Annotated in this window: 16 protein-coding genes and 1 tRNA gene; 11 read left to right on the forward strand and 6 right to left on the reverse strand. The window is 60.7% G+C overall.

Annotated features, from left to right (window positions below; all coding sequences use genetic code 11):
* The first annotated feature begins 9 nt into the window (after nt 1-9).
* Genes VCJ71_RS02800 through VCJ71_RS02810 form a run of 3 tightly spaced genes read left to right on the forward strand, consistent with a single transcriptional unit; the run spans nt 10 to nt 2,065 of the window.
* Nucleotides 10-831, forward strand: a complete 822-nt coding sequence (locus tag VCJ71_RS02800; RefSeq protein ID WP_324638924.1) for a DUF1206 domain-containing protein — start codon at nt 10-12, stop codon at nt 829-831.
* Nucleotides 831-1,607 carry a glutaredoxin gene (locus tag VCJ71_RS02805; RefSeq protein WP_324638926.1) on the forward strand — a complete coding sequence of 259 codons (777 nt, stop codon included), beginning with the start codon at nt 831-833 and terminating at the stop codon, nt 1,605-1,607. The genes VCJ71_RS02800 and VCJ71_RS02805 overlap by 1 nt, the downstream gene beginning before the upstream one ends.
* Nucleotides 1,604-2,065, forward strand: coding sequence for a MaoC family dehydratase (locus tag VCJ71_RS02810; RefSeq protein ID WP_324638927.1), 462 nt, complete (start codon nt 1,604-1,606; stop codon nt 2,063-2,065). The genes VCJ71_RS02805 and VCJ71_RS02810 overlap by 4 nt, the downstream gene beginning before the upstream one ends.
* A 3-nt stretch (nt 2,066-2,068) precedes the next feature.
* On the opposite strand, the gene VCJ71_RS02815 is transcribed toward VCJ71_RS02810, so the two are convergent.
* Both VCJ71_RS02815 and mutL read right to left on the reverse strand, forming a co-directional pair.
* A complete protein-coding gene (locus tag VCJ71_RS02815; protein ID WP_324638929.1) occupies nt 2,069-2,566 on the reverse strand; it encodes a hypothetical protein in 498 nt (165 codons plus the stop codon).
* Complete coding sequence (gene mutL, locus VCJ71_RS02820) at nt 2,566-4,377, reverse strand: DNA mismatch repair endonuclease MutL (protein WP_324640859.1); 1,812 nt, start codon at nt 4,375-4,377, stop codon at nt 2,566-2,568. The genes VCJ71_RS02815 and mutL overlap by 1 nt, the downstream gene beginning before the upstream one ends.
* A 193-nt stretch (nt 4,378-4,570) precedes the next feature.
* On the opposite strand from mutL, the gene VCJ71_RS02825 reads away from it, so the two are divergent.
* The 5 genes from VCJ71_RS02825 (at nt 4,571) to rodA (ending at nt 10,293) form a co-directional block, all read left to right on the forward strand.
* Complete coding sequence (locus tag VCJ71_RS02825; protein WP_324638930.1) at nt 4,571-5,620, forward strand: rod shape-determining protein; 1,050 nt, start codon at nt 4,571-4,573, stop codon at nt 5,618-5,620.
* Between the two features lie 65 nt (nt 5,621-5,685).
* On the forward strand, nt 5,686-6,597 hold the full coding sequence (gene mreC / locus VCJ71_RS02830; RefSeq protein WP_324638932.1) for a rod shape-determining protein MreC: 912 nt from the start codon (nt 5,686-5,688) through the stop codon (nt 6,595-6,597).
* Nucleotides 6,594-7,151, forward strand: coding sequence for a rod shape-determining protein MreD (gene mreD, locus VCJ71_RS02835; RefSeq protein WP_324638933.1), 558 nt, complete (start codon nt 6,594-6,596; stop codon nt 7,149-7,151). The genes mreC and mreD overlap by 4 nt, the downstream gene beginning before the upstream one ends.
* The gene (gene mrdA / locus VCJ71_RS02840; RefSeq protein ID WP_324638935.1) at nt 7,151-9,181 is read left to right on the forward strand and encodes a penicillin-binding protein 2; all 2,031 of its coding nucleotides are present in this window, start codon (nt 7,151-7,153) and stop codon (nt 9,179-9,181) included. The genes mreD and mrdA overlap by 1 nt, the downstream gene beginning before the upstream one ends.
* Complete coding sequence (gene rodA, locus VCJ71_RS02845) at nt 9,178-10,293, forward strand: rod shape-determining protein RodA (protein WP_324638938.1); 1,116 nt, start codon at nt 9,178-9,180, stop codon at nt 10,291-10,293. Before mrdA ends, rodA begins: the two co-directional genes overlap by 4 nt.
* On the opposite strand, the gene VCJ71_RS02850 is transcribed toward rodA, so the two are convergent.
* The gene (locus VCJ71_RS02850) at nt 10,290-11,024 is read right to left on the reverse strand and encodes a helix-turn-helix transcriptional regulator (RefSeq protein ID WP_324638940.1); all 735 of its coding nucleotides are present in this window, start codon (nt 11,022-11,024) and stop codon (nt 10,290-10,292) included. The genes rodA and VCJ71_RS02850 overlap by 4 nt on opposite strands.
* Before the next feature lie 201 nt (nt 11,025-11,225).
* Here VCJ71_RS02850 and VCJ71_RS02855 point away from each other — a divergent pair, with 201 nt between their 5' ends.
* The 3 genes from VCJ71_RS02855 to VCJ71_RS02865 all read left to right on the forward strand — a co-directional run bounded on the left by VCJ71_RS02855 (nt 11,226) and on the right by VCJ71_RS02865 (nt 12,154).
* Nucleotides 11,226-11,516 carry a hypothetical protein gene (locus VCJ71_RS02855; protein ID WP_324638941.1) on the forward strand — a complete coding sequence of 97 codons (291 nt, stop codon included), beginning with the start codon at nt 11,226-11,228 and terminating at the stop codon, nt 11,514-11,516.
* A gap of 105 nt (nt 11,517-11,621) precedes the next feature.
* Nucleotides 11,622-11,697 (forward strand) — tRNA-Lys (locus VCJ71_RS02860).
* A gap of 136 nt (nt 11,698-11,833) precedes the next feature.
* Entirely contained in the window at nt 11,834-12,154 is a 321-nt protein-coding gene (locus VCJ71_RS02865; RefSeq protein WP_324638942.1) for a hypothetical protein, read from the forward strand.
* A gap of 132 nt (nt 12,155-12,286) precedes the next feature.
* Here the strand turns inward: VCJ71_RS02865 and VCJ71_RS02870 are convergent, their stop codons facing one another.
* The 3 genes from VCJ71_RS02870 to VCJ71_RS02880 are packed head-to-tail and all read right to left on the reverse strand — an operon-like array spanning nt 12,287 to nt 21,587.
* Nucleotides 12,287-15,628, reverse strand: coding sequence for a DEAD/DEAH box helicase family protein (locus VCJ71_RS02870; RefSeq protein ID WP_324638943.1), 3,342 nt, complete (start codon nt 15,626-15,628; stop codon nt 12,287-12,289).
* Nucleotides 15,628-18,690, reverse strand: a complete 3,063-nt coding sequence (locus VCJ71_RS02875; protein WP_324638944.1) for a site-specific DNA-methyltransferase — start codon at nt 18,688-18,690, stop codon at nt 15,628-15,630. Before VCJ71_RS02875 ends, VCJ71_RS02870 begins: the two co-directional genes overlap by 1 nt.
* Before the next feature lie 32 nt (nt 18,691-18,722).
* Entirely contained in the window at nt 18,723-21,587 is a 2,865-nt protein-coding gene (locus VCJ71_RS02880; protein ID WP_324638945.1) for an SNF2-related protein, read from the reverse strand.
* Between the last annotated feature and the right edge of the window lie 12 nt (nt 21,588-21,599).

Here is a 21,599-nt window from a genome sequence, read left to right on the forward strand (position 1 = left end):
GAAAACCGAATGGTCGACAAGTCCGAAAAGTTTAACTGGCTGGTTCGCGTGGGCTATTTCAGCCGGGCGATCCTCTATTCCGTGCTCGGCATCATTGCGCTGACGAGCGCGAGCAAGATCGCCGAAGGCACGAACGGTATCTTCCGCGCGATCGAGGACTTCCCGGCCGGCACTGCGATCCTGTGGCTGATGGTCATCGGCCTCGTTGCATATGCCCTGTTCCGCCTGTGCTCGCCGCTTTTCGATATCGAGAATAACGGCAATGACAGCAAGGGCTGGGCCAAGCGGATCGGCCATGCCGGTAGCGCGGTCGGCCACCTTGCCCTCGCCTATTCCGCCTACAAATTTGCCAGCAGCGATGCCGGCACTTCGGGTGGCGGTTCGGGCGGCTCCGGCGGCGGTGCGCAGGAAGCCGCGTCAGGCGTGTTGTCGGCGGACTTCGGCGGGACGGTTCTCGGCATCCTCGGCCTGATCTTTTTCGTCGTGGCAGTGTTTCAGGCGAAGAAGGGCATTTCCGGGGACTTCATGCACCGCATCAGCCCGCAGGCGCCCGATGCCACGCGCTGGTTGGGCGCGGCAGGCTTCCTTGCCCGCGGCGTGGTCTATGCCGTGATCGGTTGGTCGCTCGTCAAGGCCGGCTTCATGTCCGGAGGCGCGGAGCAGGTGAAGACGCTGGGCGATGCGGTGGCCAGCCTGGCCGGCGAAGGCCTCATCTTCACGCTCACCGCTATCGGCCTGCTGCTGTTCGGGCTCTTCAGCCTGGTGTTGGCCCGTTATCGCATCATTCCGGAGCTTGACAGCAGCGCCGGAGTCCCCAGCTTCCGCGCCTGATGGCAACGCAAGCAACACAACCCACGACGGGGGCGGGCACCGGCAAGGTCGCCCGCCTCTATCGCATGGTGATGGACAAACACGTCTGTCCCTATGGCATCAAGGCCAAGTGGCTGCTCGAAAGTAAGGGCTTCACGGTCGAGGATCACTGGCTGCAAAGCCGCGACCAGACCGATGCCTTCAAGCGACAGCATTCGGTCGAGACCACCCCGCAAGTGTTCATCGGGGATGAGCGGATCGGCGGCTACACCGCCCTGCGCGCCTATTTCGACAATCCGGTCAGCAAGTCCGGCGAAACGAGATATCGCCCGGTGATCGCCGTGTTTGCCGTGGCGCTGGCTCTGGCCGTGTCGCTCTCGTTCGGTCTGCTCGGTGGCCTCGGCATTCGCACCGCGGAGTGGTTCGTCGCGTTCTCGATGGCCATGCTCGCGATGCTCAAGTTGCAGGACGTCGAGCAGTTTTCGACCATGTTCGTCGGTTACGATCTGCTCGGCGCGCGGTTCGTGCCATACGCCTATGCCTACCCGTTCCTCGAAGCGACTGCCGCGATCCTGATGGCCGGCCGTATCCTGCCGTGGCTGTCGATCCCGATTGCCGCAGTCATCGGCACCATCGGCGCTTTCAGTGTCTACAAGGCAGTCTATATCGACAAGCGCAGCATCAAGTGCGCCTGCGTGGGCGGCAGCGGCAATGTGCCGCTCGGCTTCGTTTCGCTGACGGAGAACCTGGCGATGATGGGCATGGCGATCTGGATGCTGGCGCGGAACCTCGCGTGATCCACTACGAAGACCTCGTCGTCGGAGAGACCGAGGAGTTCGGCGCCTACGAAGTCACGCGCGAAGAAGTGATCGAGTTCGCCTCGAAATACGATCCGCAGCCGTTCCACCTCGATGACGAGGCGGCAGCGGCGACTTATTTCGGCCGCCTGTCGGCCAGCGGATGGCATACCGCCGCGATGACGATGCGGATGATGGTCGACAATTTCTCGCAGAAACAGCGCGCCAGCCTCGGTTCGCCCGGCATCGATGAACTGCGCTGGCTCAAGCCCGTCTATCCCGGCGACACGCTTTCGATAACAAGCGAACTGATCGAGAAGCGCCGCAGCAAGTCGCGGCCCGAAATGGGCATCATGCGGGCCAAGAGCACCACTTGGAACCAGCACGGCGAAGCGGTGATGACGCTGGTTTCCAACGGCCTCATCAAGGTCCGCGATCCGGACGCGCCGACCGACTGAGGCTCAGCGCTCCTTGCACTCGATCTGCGTACTGAGGCGGAAGACCTCGCGGTCGAAACTGTCGCGCACCAGGATTTCACCCGGCCCCGCGCCCGGCTCCATCTCGGCTTCGTTGGCGGTCAGCTGCATGCGCAGCGAATATTCCTTGCCGTCGTACTTGGTCCAGGTGCCGTAGGGCTGCTCCGGGCTGCCCTTGTCGGGGCCGAGCCGCACGAGCTCCCCGTCCAGCTTGATCCAGGCATCGTCGGGCCGGGCGATGGCGAGGTAGTGAATGCCGGAAGGATGCTGCACGGCGCACAGGCCGCCCAGGATATCCTTTTCTTCAAGGTCGCTATCGGTAATGATTTCGGGAACGAGCCGTTCTGCCGGGGGCCGCATGTTCTGCGCCTTTTCGACCATGGCGATATCGCGCGCGTCGTCGGCCGCTTTCGACTGCGTATCTTCGCCGCTGCCACACGCGGAGAGGGCCGTCAGCCCGGCCGCAAGAATTACCAACCGCATCAATGCCTCCCGAACAGCTTTTCGACGTCTTCCATCGACAGCTTCACCCACGTGGGCCGGCCGTGATTGCACTGCCCGGACCGCGGGGTCGATTCCATCTCGCGCAATAGTGCATTCATTTCAGCCACATTCAAGCGCCGCCCGGCGCGGACCGAACCGTGACAAGCCATGGTGGCGAGCACCAGATCGAGCTTTTCGCCCAGAAGCAGCGCTTCGCCATGTTTGGCAAGATCGTCCGCGATGTCCTGCAGCAACTTGTGCGGATCGCCCGCCTTCAGGGCCGAGGGCACCGCGCGCACCAGAATGGCGGAAGGGCCGAAACGTTCAAGTTCGAGGCCCAGTTCGCCCAGCTTTCCCGCAGCATCCTCCAGCCGGTCGCAATCGACCTCGTCCAGTTCGACGACTTCGGGCATCAGGAGAGGTTGCGAGAGGCGCATCTTCTCCTCCGCCCCGGCCGCCTTCAACCGTTCTAGAACGAGGCGTTCGTGCGCGGCGTGCTGGTCCACGATGACGAGGCCGTCGGCAGCCTCGGCCACGATATAGGTTTCCGCCACCTGCCCGCGCGCCATTCCGAGCGGGTATTCGGCGGCTTCCTGCGACAGCGGCTCGGCCTCTTCGGCGCGGCCCTGCGGCAGCGCCATCACGCCGCCTGCTTCCTGCCGCCAATGCTGCGTGGGTTCGCTCACCCGCGCCGAATTGGGCGCATTCCAGTCGCGACCGGAAAAGATCGAGGCGAGCGCGGGCGCAGGCTGGACCGGTTCCGCCTGCCAGCGCGCCATGGCGCCCGCATCGGGTGTCTGTGCGCTGCGGCGATCGCCGGAACCGAGAGCTTCGCGCAGGCCCGACACGATGAAGCCGCGCACTGCCGCCGCGTCGCGAAAACGCACCTCTGTCTTCGCCGGGTGGACGTTCACGTCGACGTCCTCGGGCGGCAGGTCGAGGAACAGGGCGAGCACCGCGTGGCGGTCCCGCGCCAGCATGTCCGAGTAAGCGCCGCGCACTGCGCCGACGAGCAGGCGATCCTTCACCGGACGGCCGTTGACGAAGAGGAATTGCTGGTCCGCGATGCCCCGGTTGTAGGTCGGCAGGCCGGCGATGCCCGTCAGCCGCATCATGCCCGCAGGCGACGGGCGTTCGAGCGCGATGGCGACGCTGTTGTTCTTGAGCTCGCGTGCCACGATCTGCGCCACGCGGTCGGCTACGCTTTCCCCGACCTGCACGGCGATGATCCGGCGATCGCCGTGCTCCAGCGTGAAGCCGATGTCGGGCCGCGCCATCGCGAGGCGGCGGACGACGTCGAGGCAGGCGGCGTATTCGCTGCGTGCGGTGCGCAGGAACTTGCGCCGCGCGGGCACCTTGGCGAACAGGTTTTCCACCCGGATACGCGTGCCCGGCGGCAAGGCGGCAGGTTCGTCCGCCGTCACGTCGCCATGGTCCACCACCCTGCGCCAGCCCTGCTCCGCATCCCGCACCCGGCTTTCTATGGAAAGACGCGCCACGCTGGCGATGGAGGGCAGCGCCTCCCCGCGAAAGCCCAGTGTGGCGACCTGCTCGATTGCCTCGTCCGGAAGCTTGGATGTCGCGTGACGTTCCAGCGCAAGGGCCATGTCGTCCGCTGTCATCCCGCAACCGTCGTCGGTTACCTCGATCCGCTCCAGCCCCCCTTCGGCCAGACGCACGGCGATACGGGTTGCGCCTGCGTCGATGGCATTCTCGACCAGTTCCTTCAGCGCCGCGGCGGGGCGCTCCACGACTTCGCCCGCGGCAATGCGGTTGACGAGCTGTTCGGGGAGGCGGCGGATTTGCGGCATCCCGCCAGCATAGGGCACCGGCGGCGCCGGGTTAAGACGAACGGTGGTGAAAAAGCGCCGGTATCCTCACAAATTTTTTGGGTTTTCGGCGGAGAATCGCTAAGGGCACCCTCATTCCCCCAACCGAGGCCCTACCGACGCTGCAAGGGGAGGCGGCGGCGGCTTCCTTTTATCCACGAGTGTACCTGAAAAAATGGCCGGTTTCTTTTCCAATCTCTTCCGGTTCGGTTCGCAGAACATGGCGATCGACCTCGGCACCGCAAACACGCTGGTCTACGTGCAGGACCAGGGCATCGTGCTCAACGAACCGTCCGTAGTTGCCATCGAAACCGTCCAGGGCATCAAGCGCGTCAAGGCCGTAGGCGACGATGCAAAGATGATGATGGGCAAGACGCCCGATTCCATCGAAGCCATTCGCCCGCTGCGCGACGGCGTGATCGCCGATCTCGACGTGGCCGAGCACATGATCAAGCACTTCATCCGCAAGGTGACCGGCCGCAAGACCTCGATGCTGCGCCAGCCGGAAATCGTGATCTGCGTGCCCAGCGGCTCCACCAGCGTGGAAAAGCGCGCCATCCGAGATGCGGCCAGCAATGCGGGCGCGAGCCAGGTATTCCTGATCCTGGAGCCCATGGCTGCGGCCATCGGCGCCGACATGCCGGTGACCGAGCCCGTCGGTTCCATGGTCGTCGACATCGGCGGCGGCACCACCGAAGTCGCGGTGCTCTCGCTGCGCGGCCTCGCCTACACCACTTCGGTCCGCACCGGGGGCGACAAGATGGACGAGGCGATCGTTTCCTATGTCCGCCGCCACCACAACCTGCTGATCGGTGACACCACGGCAGAGCGGATCAAGAAGGATTACGGCACCGCCATCGTCCCCGAAGACGGCATCGGCGAAACCTTGCAGATCAAGGGCCGCGACCTCGTGAACGGCGTGCCGAAGGAAATCACGATCAACCAGGCGAACATCGCCGAGGCCCTGTCCGAACCGATCGGCGCCATCGTGGAAGGCGTGCGCATCGCGCTGGAGAACACCGCACCGGAACTGGCTGCCGACATCGTCGACCAGGGCATCGTGCTGACCGGTGGCGGTGCGCTGATCCAGAACCTGGACGAGCATCTGCGCGAAGAGACCGGCCTTCCCGTCTCGGTCGCGGAAGACCCGCTGTCCTGCGTTGCGCTGGGCACCGGCCGGGCGATGGAAGACCCGATTTATCGTGGCGTGTTGATGACCGCCTGACCACGTCGCTTCGGCAGGGGGATCCCGCTTTCCCGCTGCCGGGAATTTAGGAACCGCTGCCGAACATGGCCCGCCGCCGCACCAAGCCGACCGGTTTCTCCCGCAAGGAGAGGCTGTCCGCGTTCACGGTCTACGTGGTCGCGGGTATCGGCGCGCTTATCGGTGCCATCCTGCTGGGCGTGTCGCTGCTCAGGCCGACCGCGTTCGAAGGGCTGCGCGGCGGTGCGACCGACGTTGTCGAGCCGGCAGGCCAGGTCAGCTCGGTCACTCGCTCGGGCGGCCGAAGCATCTTCCAGAACATCGCTGCATACTACCGGGCTGGCAGCAAGAATGCCGAACTGGAAGAGGAAGTGCGGATCGCCCGCGTGCGCCTCGCCGAAGCGCGGGCGCTGGAGCAAGAGAACAAGCGCCTGAAGGCCATGCTGCGCATCGTAGACGGCGATGCCGAACCCGTGGCAACCGCGCGTTTGATCGGATCGACGTCCTCCAGCGTGCGCAGGATCGCATTCCTGTCTGCCGGATCGCGCGACGGGGTAAAGGTCGGCATGCCCGTGCGCACCCCGCGCGGCCTTGTCGGGCGAGTGCTTGGCGTGGGCCGCTCCAGTGCGCGCGTACTTCTTCTGACCGACCCTGAAAGCACGGTGCCCGTGCGCCGCTCCACCGACGAGGTGATCGCCTTTGCTGAAGGCCGCGCCGACGGCACGGTGCAGTTGCGGCTCATCAATCTCGGCGTGAATCCGCTGAAGGAAGGCGATGTGTTCGTCACCAGCGGCACCGGCGGGCTCTACCGCCCGAACGTGGCAGTCGCCGTGGTCAGCGAACTGACGCGCGACGGGGCGATCGGCCGCCTGCTCGCCAACCCTGCCGCGACCGACTTCGTGCTGGTGGAGCCCGAATGGCAACCCGCCGCGCGCGAGGCGATCAGCGAAGCCGTCGCCCGCCGCGAGGCCCCCGTGCCGGCCGACGGGGGCGAATGATGGAGGAGATCAACGGCCGGGTCCGTCATTCCGCCTACGGTCACAGGATCGAACGGACCCAGTCCCCCCTTCTCGCCTACAGCATCCCCATCGTCACGATCCTGCTGGGATCGCTCTCGCCGCTGCTGCCGGTCATCGCATCGGCACCATTGCTGCCGCCCCTCGGCTACCTGTTCTTCCTCTCGTGGCGTCTCGTCCGGCCGGGGCTGCTGCCGCTGTGGGCGGGCATACCGTTCGGGCTTTTCGACGACCTGTTCAGCGGCCAGCCACTCGGCAGCGCTATCATGCTGTGGTCCCTGACAATGCTGGCTCTCGAAGTGATCGACAACCGTTATCCTTGGCGCAATTTCGTGCAGGACTGGCTGCTGTCCATCGTCTTCATCGCGGTCTACCTCGTCGTCTCGGCGCTGGTCGCGGGCTTCAATCACGGCGGGGTCCGGCTTGAACTTCTGCTGCCGCAATTCGTTTTCAGCATCCTCCTCTATCCCATTGTCGCATTCGTCGTCGGCTCGCTCGACAATTTCCGCCTGCGCCGTGTGAAGAGGACGGCCTGATGTTCCGCAATCCCGTCCGCAGGGTGACCAGCCAGACGCTCGGCAATACGCTGGAGCGGCGCACCTTCCTGATCGGTTCGATCCAGGCCGGGATCGGCACCCTGCTTGCAGGCCGCATGGCTTATATCGCCGTTGCGGAGAACGAGCGGTATGCGGTGCTTTCGGAAAGCAACCGGGTCAACCTGTCGCTGATCCCCCCGCGGCGGGGCTGGATCCTCGACCGTAACGGCGCCCCCCTCGCCTCCAACCGCGCCGACTTTCGCGTCGATATCATCCCCGAACGAGTGAAGGACGCGCCGGCGACTGTGGCGGAACTGGGCAAGCTGCTCGATCTCGATGAGGTGGAGCAGCGCGACCTCCTTGCCTCGATCGAGGAAGGCGCGGGGTTCTCGCCTGTAGAGGTGAAGAGCAGCATCGATTTCGACAAGTTCGCCGCAGTAAGCGTCCGCCTGCCGGAGCTGCCCGGTGTGATCCCCCAGCGCGGCTTTTCGCGATATTACCCGACGGGGCCGGCGGTTGGCCACCTGCTCGGCTATGTCGGCGTGGCCAACAAGGAAGAATTCGACGAGGCGGGCAAGGATCCCCTCCTCGTCACCCCGGGCTACCGCATCGGCAAGGACGGGCTAGAAAAGCAGTTCGAGGCACCGTTGCGCGGCGAACCGGGCGCGCGCCGCACCGAAGTGACGGCCAGCGGGCGCATCGTGCGCGACCTCGAAACGAGGGAGGACGTCCAAGGCGACGCGGTAAAGCTCGCCATCGACGGCCCTTTGCAGGACTATGCCGCCCGTCGCCTGGGCCTCGAATCCGGCAGCGTCGTGGTGATGGACTGCGAAAGCGGCGACATCGTCTGCATGGCCTCCATGCCCAGCTTCGATCCCAACAGTTTCTCGCAGGGCATCGGCAGCGTCGAATGGAAGATGCTGTCGGAAGACGACCACGTCCCGCTACGCAACAAGGTGCTGAAGGGCCTCTACCCGCCCGGCTCCACGGTGAAGCCGATGCATTGCATGGCTTTCCTGCAGGCCGGGATCAAACCGACCGAGACCATCGTGTGCGGTGGCGGCCGGCGCATCGGCAATCGCTTCTTCAATTGCTGGAGCAACCATGGCGTGGTCGACATGGCGAAAGCTATCTACCAGAGCTGCGACAGCTACTTCTACCACTTCGCCCAGCAGATCGGCTTCGATCCCATCGCGCAGATGGCGGAGACGACCGGCCTCGGCCAGGAATTCGACCTGCCGGTGACCAGCCAATTCTACGGCACGGTGCCCAATCCCGCGTGGAAGGAAGAGAAGTACGGCGATCCCTGGCGAGCCTACGACACGGTCAATTCCTCGATCGGACAAGGCTATTACCTGGCCAACCCGCTTCAGCTGGCAGTGATGAGCGCACGGCTTGCGACCGGCAAGATGCTGATGCCGCGCTTGGTTATCGGGAATAAGAAACCCAATCCGCGAAACTTCAATTGGGATCCTGAGCATATCCGGGTCGTGCGCGAAGCGATGAGTGATGTGGTCAACGGGCCTGGCACTGCCGGCCGCGGGCGCCTGCCACTCGAAAACGTCCAGATGGCCGGCAAGACGGGCACGGCGCAGGTGGTTTCGCTGCGCTATTCGGACGGCAAGACGGGACCGTGGAAGTACCGCGATCACGGCCTGTTCGTGTTCTTCGCTCCGGTGGAAAATCCGCGCTATGCCGGTGCGGTCGTGATCGAGCACGGCGGCGGGTCCAGTGCCGCCTATCCTGTCGCTCGCGACGTGATGACGTATCTGTTCGACCCGCAGAAGGCGCTCGAGCAATTGTACGCATTCGAGGAAGAATGGGGTGGCAAGCCCGGCGAACGGCAGCTGCGCAAGTACCGCGCCTATGCCGAGGCCGCCGGGGTCGACGTGCCCCGCGCACCGCAGGACATTGCCGCCTTCGCGGCCCGTGTCGATGCAGAAGCGCGCGCCCGCGTAGTCACGGCCGTTGAAGAGGACGCGCAGAGCACCGCCCGCCCATCCCGCGACGGGAGCCCCGATCCGCGATGAGCGCGTCGATCATTCCCGATCCCATAGCACGCCAACCCTGGCGCCTGCTGTTGCCGCTGTTCGCCATCGTCGCGCTCGGTGGGGCGGTGCTGTATTCGGCTGCCGGCGGCAGTCTCGACCCCTACGCATCGCGCCACTTCCTGCGCTTCGCCGTGTTCATGGCGATGGCGCTGGTGATGACCCGCTTCCCGCGCGACCTGGTCAAGATGTCCGCTTACCCGCTCTACGGGCTGACGCTGATACTGCTGCTGGGCGTCGAATTGCTTGGCGCGATGGGGGGCGGGAGCCAGCGCTGGCTGGAACTTGGCTTCCTGCGCCTGCAGCCGTCCGAATTGATGAAGCCGATCATCGTGCTGGTGCTGGCGCGATATTACGAGACGCTACCCGCCTCGATGACGCAGGAATGGCGCGCCTTGCTTCCCGCCGCCGGCCTGATCGGCGCGCCGATGGCGCTGGTGCTGATGCAGCCCGATCTCGGCACCTCGCTTGCCATCGCGTTCGGCGGTGCCTGCGTGATGTTCTTCGCCGGATTGCCGATGCGCTGGTTCGTCTACAGTGGCGCGGCGGCGGCGGTCATCGCACCGCTCGCCTTCTTCTTCGGGCTGAAGCCCTACCAGCAGAGCCGCGTGACCACCTTTCTTTCCCCCGAGAGCGATCCCCTCGGCGAAGGGTACCAGATCACCCAGTCGAAGATCGCCATCGGTTCGGGCGGGCTGACCGGCAAGGGATTCGGCAACGGCTCCCAAAGCCATCTCGACTATCTGCCGGAACCGCACACCGATTTCGTGTTCGCGACGATGGCGGAGGAATGGGGACTTCTCGGCGGCGTCTTTGTGATCGTTGCCTTTGCCATCATCCTCAACTGGGGCCTGACCGTGGCGCGCGACGCGCAGGACCGATTCTCGCAATTGCTGGCGGGCGGCATGGTCGTGACGATCTTCTTCTACATCGCGATCAACCTGATGATGGTGATGGGCCTTGCCCCGGTGGTCGGGATCCCGCTGCCCTTCATGAGCCATGGCGGATCGTCCATGCTGACGAACATGATCTGCATCGGCGTGCTGATGATGGTCCACCGCTGGAACCGCAGCGGCCCACGGCGGATGCGCTAGGGCTCGACCAGCCGCAGTTTCAGCGCCTTAACCGTCGCGCCCACCCGGTCGGCGGTATCGAGCTTCGTGTAGATACGCTGCGTGTAAGTGCGCACGGTCTCGGGCGAGATCGAAAGGATTGCGCCGATGTCCACGGTCGATTTGCCGCGGACGATCCATTGCAGCACCTCTGTCTCCCTCTCGGAAAGCGTTGGCGCCTTTTGCTCGCGGTCGAGCAATACGCACAGCCGCTGGTGTGCAATCTGGTGGATCAGCCGCACGTCCAGCAACAGCATCCCGTCGCCTTCCAGGTCCATCGGGCGATCGAAATCGCATGAGGCATAGGCATTGCGGGAGTGCGGACCGTAAAGCGGCAGGCCGAAGCCATGTACCAGCCCGTGCGCCTGCATCGCCTCGGCGTAACGACTGGTCCCTTCGAAATCGGCGCATGCAGCCAGCGCCTCGCGCCAATAGGTGAGCCGAGCCATCTTGAAGGTGTAAGTCGGAATAGGGTCGATCGTCCGCAATTCGGTGTCCCGGTAAAGCGCCAGCCACTCATCGGGAAAGCCCTCGGCATATATGATGGTACGGTCGGAAGTCGGCCCGTCGAAAACCGGTGTGAAGTGATAGCTTTGCCGGACGATGCCGCGTTCTTTCGACCATTCGCGGACAGCCGTCAGGACCTCGGCCACATCCTCGATGGCCTCGATCCGGCTGTCGATGTCCGCAACGCTAAGCAATTCGAACCCCATGTGTCCCCCAAGTGCGGGACTTGTTGACTTTCAGGGGCCACCGTAGACCAATCCGCCCGCTGGGTGAAGGTTGCGCCCTGCCGCGAAGCATGGACCTTTTTTCAGCGAGGACTCCTGCACGCCACGACCAAAAATCCGAAGCGCGAAGAATAACTTGCAGCGAGCGCAATTGATGCGCGAACTGCTGTCGAGACATCGAGTATGAAGACCACCATTCGAAATGTTGCCCTGCGAGCGCGCGATGCGGTGCGCCGCGGAAAGCAGAAGCGTCGTTTTGATCGGCTGAGCGGGGATGCTTCGCGCCTGGCTGTCCTGCTGACCGAGCATGGCACCGAGCACGTGCCCCTGCGGGTGCGCGACGTTCACCTGCTTGCCGATATTCGTCAGGGCGACGTGCTCAAGGCATTGAAAGAACTGCAGGACGAGGGGTTCATCTGCGTCGAAGAGGAAATGCACGATCCGCTCGCTTCGCGCATTCGCATGGACGGCTGAGAGCCGTCCGCCAATAAGCTCTTGTCATTTCGGCGGGGCTGACTAAATGCAGCGCCTCCCGCGAATCGCCGAAGGCATTCCGGGCCCGCGGAGTACCGCCCGTGTGGACGCATAGCTCAGTTGGTAGAGCAGCTGACTCTTAATCAGCGGGTCCTAGGTTCGAGCCCTAGTGCGTCCACCACCTTTTCAAACACTTACTCCTCGATTGCTATCGGCGCTCAACGCGCTAGCAACCACATAGCAACCACCGCGCAAGGTAACTTAGCGTAGCGCCTTTTTCGGCAGTGTCGGGCTTGCTCAGGCTTCAGGAGACTAATGTGACAGACAGAATCAGCCGCAACCTTCTCGACGAGATTGATGGCCTGGTTACGGCTTACCTAACTGCCGCTAGGACCGCACAACGAGAGACAATCCTTTCGGATCAGGTCGACACTGGAAAAATGCTTAAGCATGGCGCGTACCCTCCATCTGATCCTCGCTCCGAACCTGCGGCCGCGTTGATGCAGCTTGCAGGCCGCTTAAAAGCTGACGGGGACAACACACGCTTGAAGGACGTTCTAGACGCTTACCGTGCAGAGTTCGGGCCAAAACGCGCCGCCACGCTCAACGCGCGGTGGCAGTACCTGGCTGAGCAATAGGGTGCGGGGCGCCGTGAGCAGGTGACGGCGCCTGAAACCAGAGCGCCCCATCCTCCTCTGCACCAAACATGGCCTTTGCACACAATCGCCACGTTACTGCCGCGCCGCGCCAATCAAGCGCTACGCCTGTTGCTAGGCGGCTTGCATCGTCTTGGTAATGAGTTGCGTGAGGTAGCGATCGCGCCCGCCATTCATAAACAGCAAGTGCCTGTCCTCGAGGTCCGCCTGCGTTTCCCGGTCACCAATGTTGAGCAAGTTCTCAAACGCGGTGTTTGACAGGATAAACGCATTCAGCGTCAGCAGTGGGTCACCCACTTCCTCCTCGATATCCTTAATCTCGCGGTAAAGCTGGAGCTTGGGGTCAGACAGATCGACCAATTTGATGCCCTTCGGGTCAACAAAACTCAGCCACTGCTGCCCGCTCTTTTCATCCACCATCCACAATAGGAAATCTGGATAGAAGTTTCCGGCGGTGGCAAAACCCAAACCTTTGCTCTTTGTATCCGCATTGCGGAGCAGGTAGAGGCTTTTGCCTGCCAGCAGGTCCTTGCCTACCTCTGATGCGCAGAATCCTTCCAAATCCCTTACAAACTGCACTTCGCTTGGTGCGTCGAAGGCTATCGGCCGCATCCGCAGCGGCAGCGTGTGTCCATCGGCCGGGGACATCAACGGGTAGTATAGGTGCTCCTTAAAGCTAATGGCGATCAAAGGCCCATCAGCCCATTGTTGCTGTGCGCCCTCAATATCACCTGCCGCAACGACTGCCTGCAATTCCTGCAAGCGCTTCAGCCAGGTAGCGCCCTCGTCAGTGTTTTTGATTTCGAAGCGGTACGCATCGAGCATCGATCCATGCTGCTCATCTATGTAGTCGGTCTGGAAGAATTGGCCTTCGTAGGCACCCTTGAGCGCCTGGTAAAAGCGGTCCGTGTAATCGATCAAAAGCCGGATCAAATAGCTTTGCTGCTTCTGAATGTCCGCAACTGTACGGACTTCCAGCTCGCTGGCTGGAGCGTAGAGCGTGTACCAATCCTGCTTCGTAGTGCAGAAATCTTTCAGCCGGTCCTGATCCAACCGCAGGTTGCTCCAGGTACGGAGCAATTTGTATTCCTGCACAGCAAGGTAGATCGCATCCCAGTCAAAACTGGCCATTGCGGTTGCCGACAATTTGCCCTCATGACGCACCTGCGCTGGCGGAACCTGATCCCACGGGCCGTTTGTCGCTAGCGCTTCCACGCGCGGGTAAAGATCGAGCGTTATGTGCGGCTTCTTCACGCGGCCTTCAAACTGCCCAAGATCATAGAGCGTTGGGTAGTGGGTACGCTTGAAGCCCTTGGCCTGGTTGTCTTTGTACCCGTCTTTCAGCTTGAGTGTCTTGAGGCGTTTGCCTGCTGGTAGGTTTGACTTAGTCGGGAAATCCAGCTCGAGCATTTCATCGCTCGGCGTGATCCCCTCCTCGCGCAGATAGTCCTTGAAGGTCGCCATATAGCTGGCGCGCACCCCGAAAATGTTTAGGGTTTCGAGCGTCTCCAGATGCGCACCCTTTGCCAGCTGCTGGCGTTCGGCAGGTGTCGAGCGCTTGAGCGACATGGCGCGGCCTTTGAGACGAACCCCGCGCCCGAACAGTTGGATGATCTGGGTGCCCTCTCCCTGGCCCATATTGAGCAAGCCCATGGTCGACACCCGCCAACTCGACCAGCCTTCGGTAAACTTGCGCGATCCGATCAGGATGTTGAGCTTACTGCCCTTGTCGTTGAGCGTTTCGAACAAGCCTGATCCAAAGTCGTCGCTGACTGCGTCATAAGGCTCCCCTTCATTGTCTGCCGTCTTGAAGAAGCCGCTGTCATTGCCGATGTTGATGAGTCCGAACGGCTCCTCCGTTCCTACCTGCAAGGCCAGTTCACCAGCGCTGCCCTTAAGGTTCACAAGCTTCAAGCGTTGCCGCGATCCGGCATTGAACAGGCGGCGCAGGATGTCGGCGAATATCGCCTCCGCATCTTGGCCCAATAGCGCCACGAATTTGCGAGCGAAGATGTTGTTGCCCTTGGGGTCAAGCAACTGCGCGCGGTCATTCACAAGCTCGTCAATCCAGCGCTTTGACCGATCCTGTTGATCTAGAAACTCACCAAGGAAACGCACGACGGCGAGGATGTCGCTGTCGTCATCCGCCACCTTGTTACCGACGAAAACCCAAAGCGGTTTTGCGATGTTGAAGTCGGCGATCTTCTCGCCCTGCGTGTCCCATAGATAGAGCTGCTGGTAGAAGGCGAGCAGGCAAGCGGTGAAATATTTTGCCAGCTGCTCCTCGTCATCCTTCTCGTCTAGGTTGAGGATCAGGGATTCCTTGCCGTAGCCGTCAGCGTAAAAGAACTTGTAGCTGTAATCGAACAGCACAGCCTTAGCGTAGGCTTCCTTCACCGCGTCGGTCTTCGCGCGACGTTGCTGGCGGCTGTCCAGGACGATGGCGTCTCGCTGCGCTTGCGTCCATTGACGCCATGTCCGGTCAGGATCGAGCAGCTTAGCCTTAGCTTTCTTGAGATCCTCCTCAGCCTTTTCGATCGTCAGCCCCTTGTTCACGGCCTGGCCGAAGGTGGCGCTGTATTCGAAGGCAAAGCCCTTGCTCACCAGCGCCTCGCGCCGGGCCATCCATGCGCCGCCTGCGCTGCCTGCACCGCGATGCCCCTCGTCCACCAGCACGAGGTTGTTGCCTTCGAAGGCTTCGACGGCGACGGTCTTGTCGCCCATATCGTCACCCAGCTTGTTGATGTCGATAACTTCAATCGTGCCAGGGAAGTCCGGGCTGCGGTTCTTGTCGAACAGGCGGGTGAAGCTGAAGCCCGACAGCGCCAGCTCGTCCAGGTGCTGGCGCGAGAGGCCCTCGTTCGGCGTCAGCAGTATGATCTTGTCGGGATAACTCTTGCCGTTTCCTTCCTGGAAATAGTGCAGATATTGGTGGATGTTGACGTGCAGCAGCAGCGTCTTGCCGCTGCCGGTCGCGTTCCAGAAAGCAAGCTTGTTGAGATCGTCCGCCGTGTAATCGCGGAACGGTTCGGAGCCATCCTCCTTGCGGTATTCGGCCATCTGGGCGTTGAGCCCGTCCAGCAGGTCCTGCCGCCGGGCGAAATACCAGTCGAGGTAGATCTCGGTGAACAGCAGGCTGAGATACTGGAAGTATTTCATAGTCAGCACATGGCCGTCCACCGCGTTGCGGCGGTGGGTGATAGACTGCCAGTGCTTTACAATATTGAGGTCGTAACGGCGCAGCTGCGCCTCATCGATCCGATCGAGGTTGAATAGGTTGCGCGTCAGCTCGTGAAAGAATTTGGTCTGGCCGTCATCCTCCAAACCCTCATGTCGGTCAGCGCCCAAGCGTTCCTTGAGTGCATCCAGGCTGCCGCCATGGAAGAAGCCGAGCATCCAGCGATTGAGCACCAGCTCCTGGTGGAAACTGCGTTTCTTGCGGGGAGCGCGCGCCATCAGGCGTCGCTCACATCGAACATGGCTTCGAGGAAGGCCGGTTCGATCTGGCGCAGCTTCAGCCGTTTCTCAATCCCGCCTTCTTCCTCGGACGTTTGCACGACCGATGGGATGTTGTGATCCCCATTGATGTAAACGACCTCATACTCGCTATCGGACGGATTGATCGCCAGCTTGTCGCAGAGCTTGGTTAGCTCTTCGTAGCCGATCTTGTCGCAATCGCGCCACAGCACCAGCGTGCGCTCGCCGGTTGGCAGAGTGCCTTCGACGGCAGTGAAGCCCTGCTTCAGCTGCATGTCGATCGTCTTGACCGTAAGGCCGATCAGGTAGTTGAAAGTTTCGACCAGATCGACCTTGCGCCGCTCATAGGCTCCGGCGCTATCGACCGCGATATTGAGCTCGTAGTCGAAGGGCTTCCTGAAATCCTCGACCGAAAGCAGCGATCCGCGCGCCTCAACATCAAGCATATAACGCATCAGGTAATCGTCGCGCGTGTCTTCGTTCAGGCCATCGAGCAGGCCCTTTTGGCTTTCGTCTCGGGTAAGGGCCAGATTGTTTAGCGTGTCCTCGTAGCTCTCGATTTTGAGAGTTTTAAAGGCGTGGCTGATCCCAGTTTCCGGCTTTGTTGGTCTCCCGGCTTCCCAGTCGGCTGAAAAAACTACTTTCTGAATTCGCGGTCGAATAAGTGTTGGAACATATTCCCCTTGATCGACAAGAATGTAACGGCGGCTCTCTCCAAGATCGCGCTTCATTTTGATAAGGCTATGGGCCGTTGTCCCAGATCCCGCAAAATAGTCCATCACCGTTTGATTCTCGGAACAAATAGCCCCTACGCTGTCCATCACGGTGTGTATTGATTTTGGGTTGTCGAAGATATCCTTCGGAAAACCCATCCGTGTTAGGATCGCCGTGCCATAGTCACCAGCGTTGTAGATCGGAGAATACCAAGACGTTTTGAACTGGTCGGTATTCTTCGCCTTCATCACCTGGCGCGTGGTCTTATCCCTCGCGAATGTTACCTTAAGAAGGTGCTTTATTCCTTCGACGGTACCTCGCTCATATCGCCATTTACGCTCATCGCCCTCTTGATCTATGGGATAGATAGCCAAGGTCCCATCCGGCATTTCTACGTTAGCGGATTCTGGATGGAAATCATCTGGGCAAACCTCTCCAAAACCAACAACTTGATCGTTTTTGACGAAGATTGGATAGAAGCAATTTTTTGCGTCTGTACGGAGAGATTCCCCTCCCCAGTTCCTCAAATTCGCCCATTCCCACTCTGCATCAGGTAGCTCTTTTCGCCGAGTCTTGTACTTGGGCGGTATGACAAATACCGCATACTCATGATTAAAAGAAAAACCGTCGCCCTGGACACCCTTCTTGTTGTGCTCAATCGTAACCTGAACGACGTTTTTGTCGCTAAATCCTTCACCAAGAATGCGCACAAGACCATTCTGCTCGTGCTTGTCGATTGCCACAACCAACCCGGCATCCTCTGGCTGAAAAGGCTTGGCGGCTTGCAACCGATTGTCCATCAATGTCAGCCATGAAGAATGCTTGAAGCTATTCTTGTAAGCGATCTCACTCGATGGGGAGTTGTAAGGTGGATCAATGTAAATGCATTTGACCTGCTCGCGGTAGCGCTCCCGCAGCAGGGTAAGCGCTTGGAAGTTGTCTCCGTGAACGAGCAACCCATCCGTGCTCGTATCAACGTCGGAAATCGCCTTAAGCAGGTCCGCCTTAAACGCCTCATCGAACAGCGCCGTATCGACCATCAGATGGGAATCGGCTTTCAGCTCCTCGACCGTCCCCGGCTTGGCATTCTTGCGCATGCCCAGATCATGCCACTGCGTCCACTGCGCCTCATTGGCAGCGATGGCGGGATAGAGCGCCTCCGGCACGCGGTCGAGCGTCACGCAGTAATGCGCCGACACGACAAATTTCTTCTTCAGCCACAGCTTTTTCTGAAATTCCTCGATGCTGGCGAGGAAGGTGATCAGGTCCAGCGCGATGGCGCGCAGGCACTGGATCATGCGCAGGTTCTTCTCGATCGCGCCAAAGCTGGCGGCATCCTGCACATCGTCGAGATTCATCACCTCATTCTTGATGTAGAAATCCAGCTCGCGCCGCAGGAATCCGCCCAGGTCCTTGTGAATGAAATAGTCGGCGGTGTTCTTCTGCGTGTAGGTCGTGAGATGCTTTTCCAGCAGTGTGCGCTGCGGCTTCTTCTCGGTCGGCGCGCGCTGGGTCAGGCCAAGCCAGCGGTCCTTGACGGCTTCGTCCGCAAGCACCGCCTCGACCGCCTGATCGACCAAAGTCTCTTGTTTGGTCTTGGCCGGGAAGGCGCGGTATTCGAAGCGGACGATCAGGTCGTCGCCATCCTCACTGACGGGGACAATCTGTTCTTCGTAGGCTTCACCCTCGTCATCGACCCGCGTGACGGTGCGCGCCTCGGCCAAGGCAAAGCGGCGCTCCTTGTCATTGTCCTTACGATTGTCCTTCGCCGTATCGGCGGAGATCAGCCGGAAATGGACGGTGCGCCCGTCATCGAGCTTGAAGGCATAGTTGGAAAAGGCCTCGCCCGACTTGGTGTAATACTGGTCCTTGTTGGCCCAGTGCAGCACCACTTCCTCGCCCGCATAGGGAATGGCGTAGGTATCGCCCTTGTACCGACGTTGGCTGATGAAATCGCCCTTGTCGTAATAGCGGCTGAAGAAGGCGAGCAGGTGACTGAAGACGGCATTCTCATGTTCCGACGCGCCGGATGAAGCGGCGGCGATGGCATTCTTGAGCGCCTGAACCTTGGGCGATGTATCGGGGTCTACATCTGCCGCTTTGAGGTTCTTGATCGTTTCGTCCAACTCACGCTGCTGCGCGTCTACATTGGCGGCGGCACCGGAAGCCAGCGCCTCGGCCACACGCTCCTTCAGGCGCGTCGAAAGGTAAGCGTTGATCTCATCGGCGCGAGCATTGAGGATGCGATAGACGCCAAAATCCAGTTCGGGCCGGTCGATCTGGAAGATCTCGCGCAGTTTGCTGACCAGCTCGTCGTACTTACTCATAAAATCCTGATTCCCCTCGGTTGCCGACCTCCCTAGACGACAGACCAGCGGATCGTGAACAGGGTTTCCACCTCCTGTCCCCGCTGCATCCGCTTTTGCAGGGCATCGATGAGGGAATCTCGCTTTTCCGCGATCTCATCCTCGACATCGAAAATCTGCTGGCGCTGACGTCGCTGCTTGCGCTCCAGTTCCTGGAGGCGCGTCTGGACGGCATGCTCGTCTTCTAAAGTTGCGGCCTGCCGCGCCTCTCTGCGCAGCGCCTTGATCTGCTCCTTCGTGTCTTTCAGCGCCTTTTCGGCAGCAAGCACCTTGTCCTCCGCCCAGCGCTCCAGCTTCTCGCGCGCGCTAGCGAAATGAGCGTTGTTGGTTTCGAGCGAGCGATTGAGCGCGGCCTTCTCAGCCTGCCTCGCGCCCGCTTCGATCCGGCTAGCTATGTCTCCGGGCAGAATTTCAAGTTGGCGCACCGTCGCAGCAATGCCGAACAGCTTCTCACAAGTCTCCTGGTCGAGCGAAGCGCCTGCATCGTCCATGCCGGAGAAGAGCAAATACTCCTCCGTTTCGTAGGAGGTGACGGTCAGGCGCTGCAGCGTGAGCCAGCCACTCCTGTTAGCGAGTCCCTCAACGATGACACTGCGCGTAGGATGGTTTGTGATGTCAAACCGGAGTTCGGCTAGAGGTGTATAGAGGCCCTTGGCATTGTCGAGCACATGTTCGCCGAGCGGATGCGAAAGCCGGTACAGAAAATTGCCATGGTCGTTGGCCTGCCCGTCATTGTTGCGGGAGATGAGATGATAGCGCCCCTTGGCAATGTCCCTGGTGGGAGGGTCACTCAGATCGAAGGCCAACGCCTGCTCATCGAATCGAGCCCGATCACGCAGCATGAACTGGGTGACATCCCAGAAGCGCTGGCCGACGCGATCCAGCTGCGCCCGCGTGTCCGCCAGCCTCAGCTTCAGCCGCGCATGAACATCCTCGTCGAAATGTTCGAGCAAAGCCTGCCTGGTCTCGTCCATACGTGAGCGAATTTGCTCGTCCAGCTCCTGCTGGAGGGCATCGAAGGCCGCATTGATTTCATCTGGGGTGCGGCAATCCTGATAGATTTTCAGGATGCGTTTCTCGAAATCGACGCCGGATTCTAGCGATCCAAGGACCTCGTCTGAGGCGCCAAACACCCCATTGAAGAGATTGAACTTCTCGCTGAGCAGTGTGTGGACGCGCTGGTCAGCTTCATTTCTCTCATTCAGAAAGTTGATGACGATCACATCATGCGTTTGCCCGTAACGATGGCAGCGCCCGATCCGCTGCTCTATCCGCTGGGGGTTCCATGGCAGATCGTAGTTAATCACCATGGAGCAGAACTGAAGGTTCACGCCCTCTGCTGCGGCTTCCGTAGCGATCATGATTTGCGCGTGATCGCGAAAATGGTCGATCAAGGCTGAGCGCACATCAATCTGCTTTGATTCGGTAACGCGGCCAGTGCCATCATTGACCTGCAACCACTGCTCGTAGATTCGATTGACCTCGTCGCCGGAATTGGTGCCGCTGAAGGACACGACCTTGCCCGCATAACCGTTGTCTTCGAGGTATTGGTGAAGATAGCGCTGCGTTCGCCTCGACTCCGTAAAGATGAGCGCCTTGTTTGCCGCCCCCATTCTTTGCTGCTCGGCAAACCCTACATCGAGCGCCTTCATCAGAGCGCGTGTTTTGGTATCGGTCACAATGGAGCGCGCTTGCTCCGCCAGCCCTGCAATGTTCTCTATCTCAGACCTTAGTTTCGCGGGTTCGGTGAGTTCCCGAAGCTCATCGTCTTCCTCATCCGCGAGCCACTCATCGAGTAGTTCTTCTTCGATCTCCTCGGACTCGATAATCTCCTCGGTCCAATCCTCGTCGGGCTCAATCCCGTCGCGGAGATCGACAAGACGCGCCTTCATGGTTTCGAGTGTCCCAGCGATGGCATGGGAAGAGGACGCCAACAGCTTCCTAAGGATAAGAACGGTTAAGTGCCGCTGGCGAGAAGGGATGGCATAACTCTCCTCGTCCTGCAGGAACTGGGAGATCGCATCGTATAGCTGTTGTTCGGCGTCAGTCGGCCTGAAAGGCTGGGTAATTGTTTTGCGCGCAGTGTATCGAACGTACTCCAGAACCTGCCGTCTCAGCGTCCGCTTGCAGAAGTCCGCAAGGCGATATCTCAGCTCGCCAATGTCGCCTCCACCATTAATGTAACGCGATCTGAACGCGCTTGGATCACCAAAGAGGTTTTCGTCGATGAAGGTGGAAAGGCCGTACAGTTCCATCAGGCTGTTTTGGAGGGGTGTGGCCGTCAGGAGGACCTTCTTCTTGCCTTCCAGCGCCCAGCGCAGGGCCTGACCAATGCGATTGCTCGGTCGATATGCATTACGAAGCTTATGCGCCTCATCAATAACCACGAGGTCCCATGGGATGGGCCTGAGTTCATCCTGAAGCTTTGCCGCATAATGAAACGACATGATGAGGACAGCAGGTTGCTCCAGCGGCCAAGGCTGACCATCCTGCTTCAACTGCTTATGGGATTTCGCGTCGAGGACCATCGCTGGCAGACTGAATTTCTCGCGAAGCTCATTTGCCCATTGTTGCCTGATGGATGCGGGGCAGATTATTAGCAGCCGCCTCCTTCGCTCTGCCCACTTCTGACAAAGCACGATCGCAGCCTCGATCGTTTTGCCGAGGCCAACCTCATCTGCAAGGATGACCCCTTCGGCGATCGGGGACTGCAATGCAAACATTGCGGCTTCAATCTGATGCGGATTCAGGTCGACCGCGGCATCAAACAACGCCATCGACAACTGGTCGCCCGAGCCTGACGGAGCGAGGCGGGTAATGTCGTTTGCATAATATTTAGAGTGATATTCGGTGATCACGACTGCGCCTTC

This window comes from Pseudoblastomonas aquimaris (assembly GCF_035481675.1).
Taxonomy (GTDB): Bacteria; Pseudomonadota; Alphaproteobacteria; order Sphingomonadales; family Sphingomonadaceae; genus Alteriqipengyuania_B.

What these genes read in the sequence shown, in the direction of transcription:
- VCJ71_RS02800 (WP_324638924.1), top strand. Translation starts at nt 10, where the DNA reads ATGGTCGACAAGTCCGAAAAGTTTAACTGGCTGGTTCGCGTGGGCTAT.
- VCJ71_RS02805 (WP_324638926.1), top strand. Translation starts at nt 831, where the DNA reads ATGGCAACGCAAGCAACACAACCCACGACGGGGGCGGGCACCGGCAAG.
- VCJ71_RS02815 (WP_324638929.1), bottom strand. Translation starts at nt 2,566, where the DNA reads ATGCGGTTGGTAATTCTTGCGGCCGGGCTGACGGCCCTCTCCGCGTGT.
- mutL (WP_324640859.1), bottom strand. Translation starts at nt 4,377, where the DNA reads ATGCCGCAAATCCGCCGCCTCCCCGAACAGCTCGTCAACCGCATTGCC.
- VCJ71_RS02825 (WP_324638930.1), top strand. Translation starts at nt 4,571, where the DNA reads ATGGCCGGTTTCTTTTCCAATCTCTTCCGGTTCGGTTCGCAGAACATG.
- mreC (WP_324638932.1), top strand. Translation starts at nt 5,686, where the DNA reads ATGGCCCGCCGCCGCACCAAGCCGACCGGTTTCTCCCGCAAGGAGAGG.
- mreD (WP_324638933.1), top strand. Translation starts at nt 6,594, where the DNA reads ATGATGGAGGAGATCAACGGCCGGGTCCGTCATTCCGCCTACGGTCAC.
- mrdA (WP_324638935.1), top strand. Translation starts at nt 7,151, where the DNA reads ATGTTCCGCAATCCCGTCCGCAGGGTGACCAGCCAGACGCTCGGCAAT.
- rodA (WP_324638938.1), top strand. Translation starts at nt 9,178, where the DNA reads ATGAGCGCGTCGATCATTCCCGATCCCATAGCACGCCAACCCTGGCGC.
- VCJ71_RS02850 (WP_324638940.1), bottom strand. Translation starts at nt 11,024, where the DNA reads ATGGGGTTCGAATTGCTTAGCGTTGCGGACATCGACAGCCGGATCGAG.
- VCJ71_RS02855 (WP_324638941.1), top strand. Translation starts at nt 11,226, where the DNA reads ATGAAGACCACCATTCGAAATGTTGCCCTGCGAGCGCGCGATGCGGTG.
- VCJ71_RS02870 (WP_324638943.1), bottom strand. Translation starts at nt 15,628, where the DNA reads ATGGCGCGCGCTCCCCGCAAGAAACGCAGTTTCCACCAGGAGCTGGTG.
- VCJ71_RS02875 (WP_324638944.1), bottom strand. Translation starts at nt 18,690, where the DNA reads ATGAGTAAGTACGACGAGCTGGTCAGCAAACTGCGCGAGATCTTCCAG.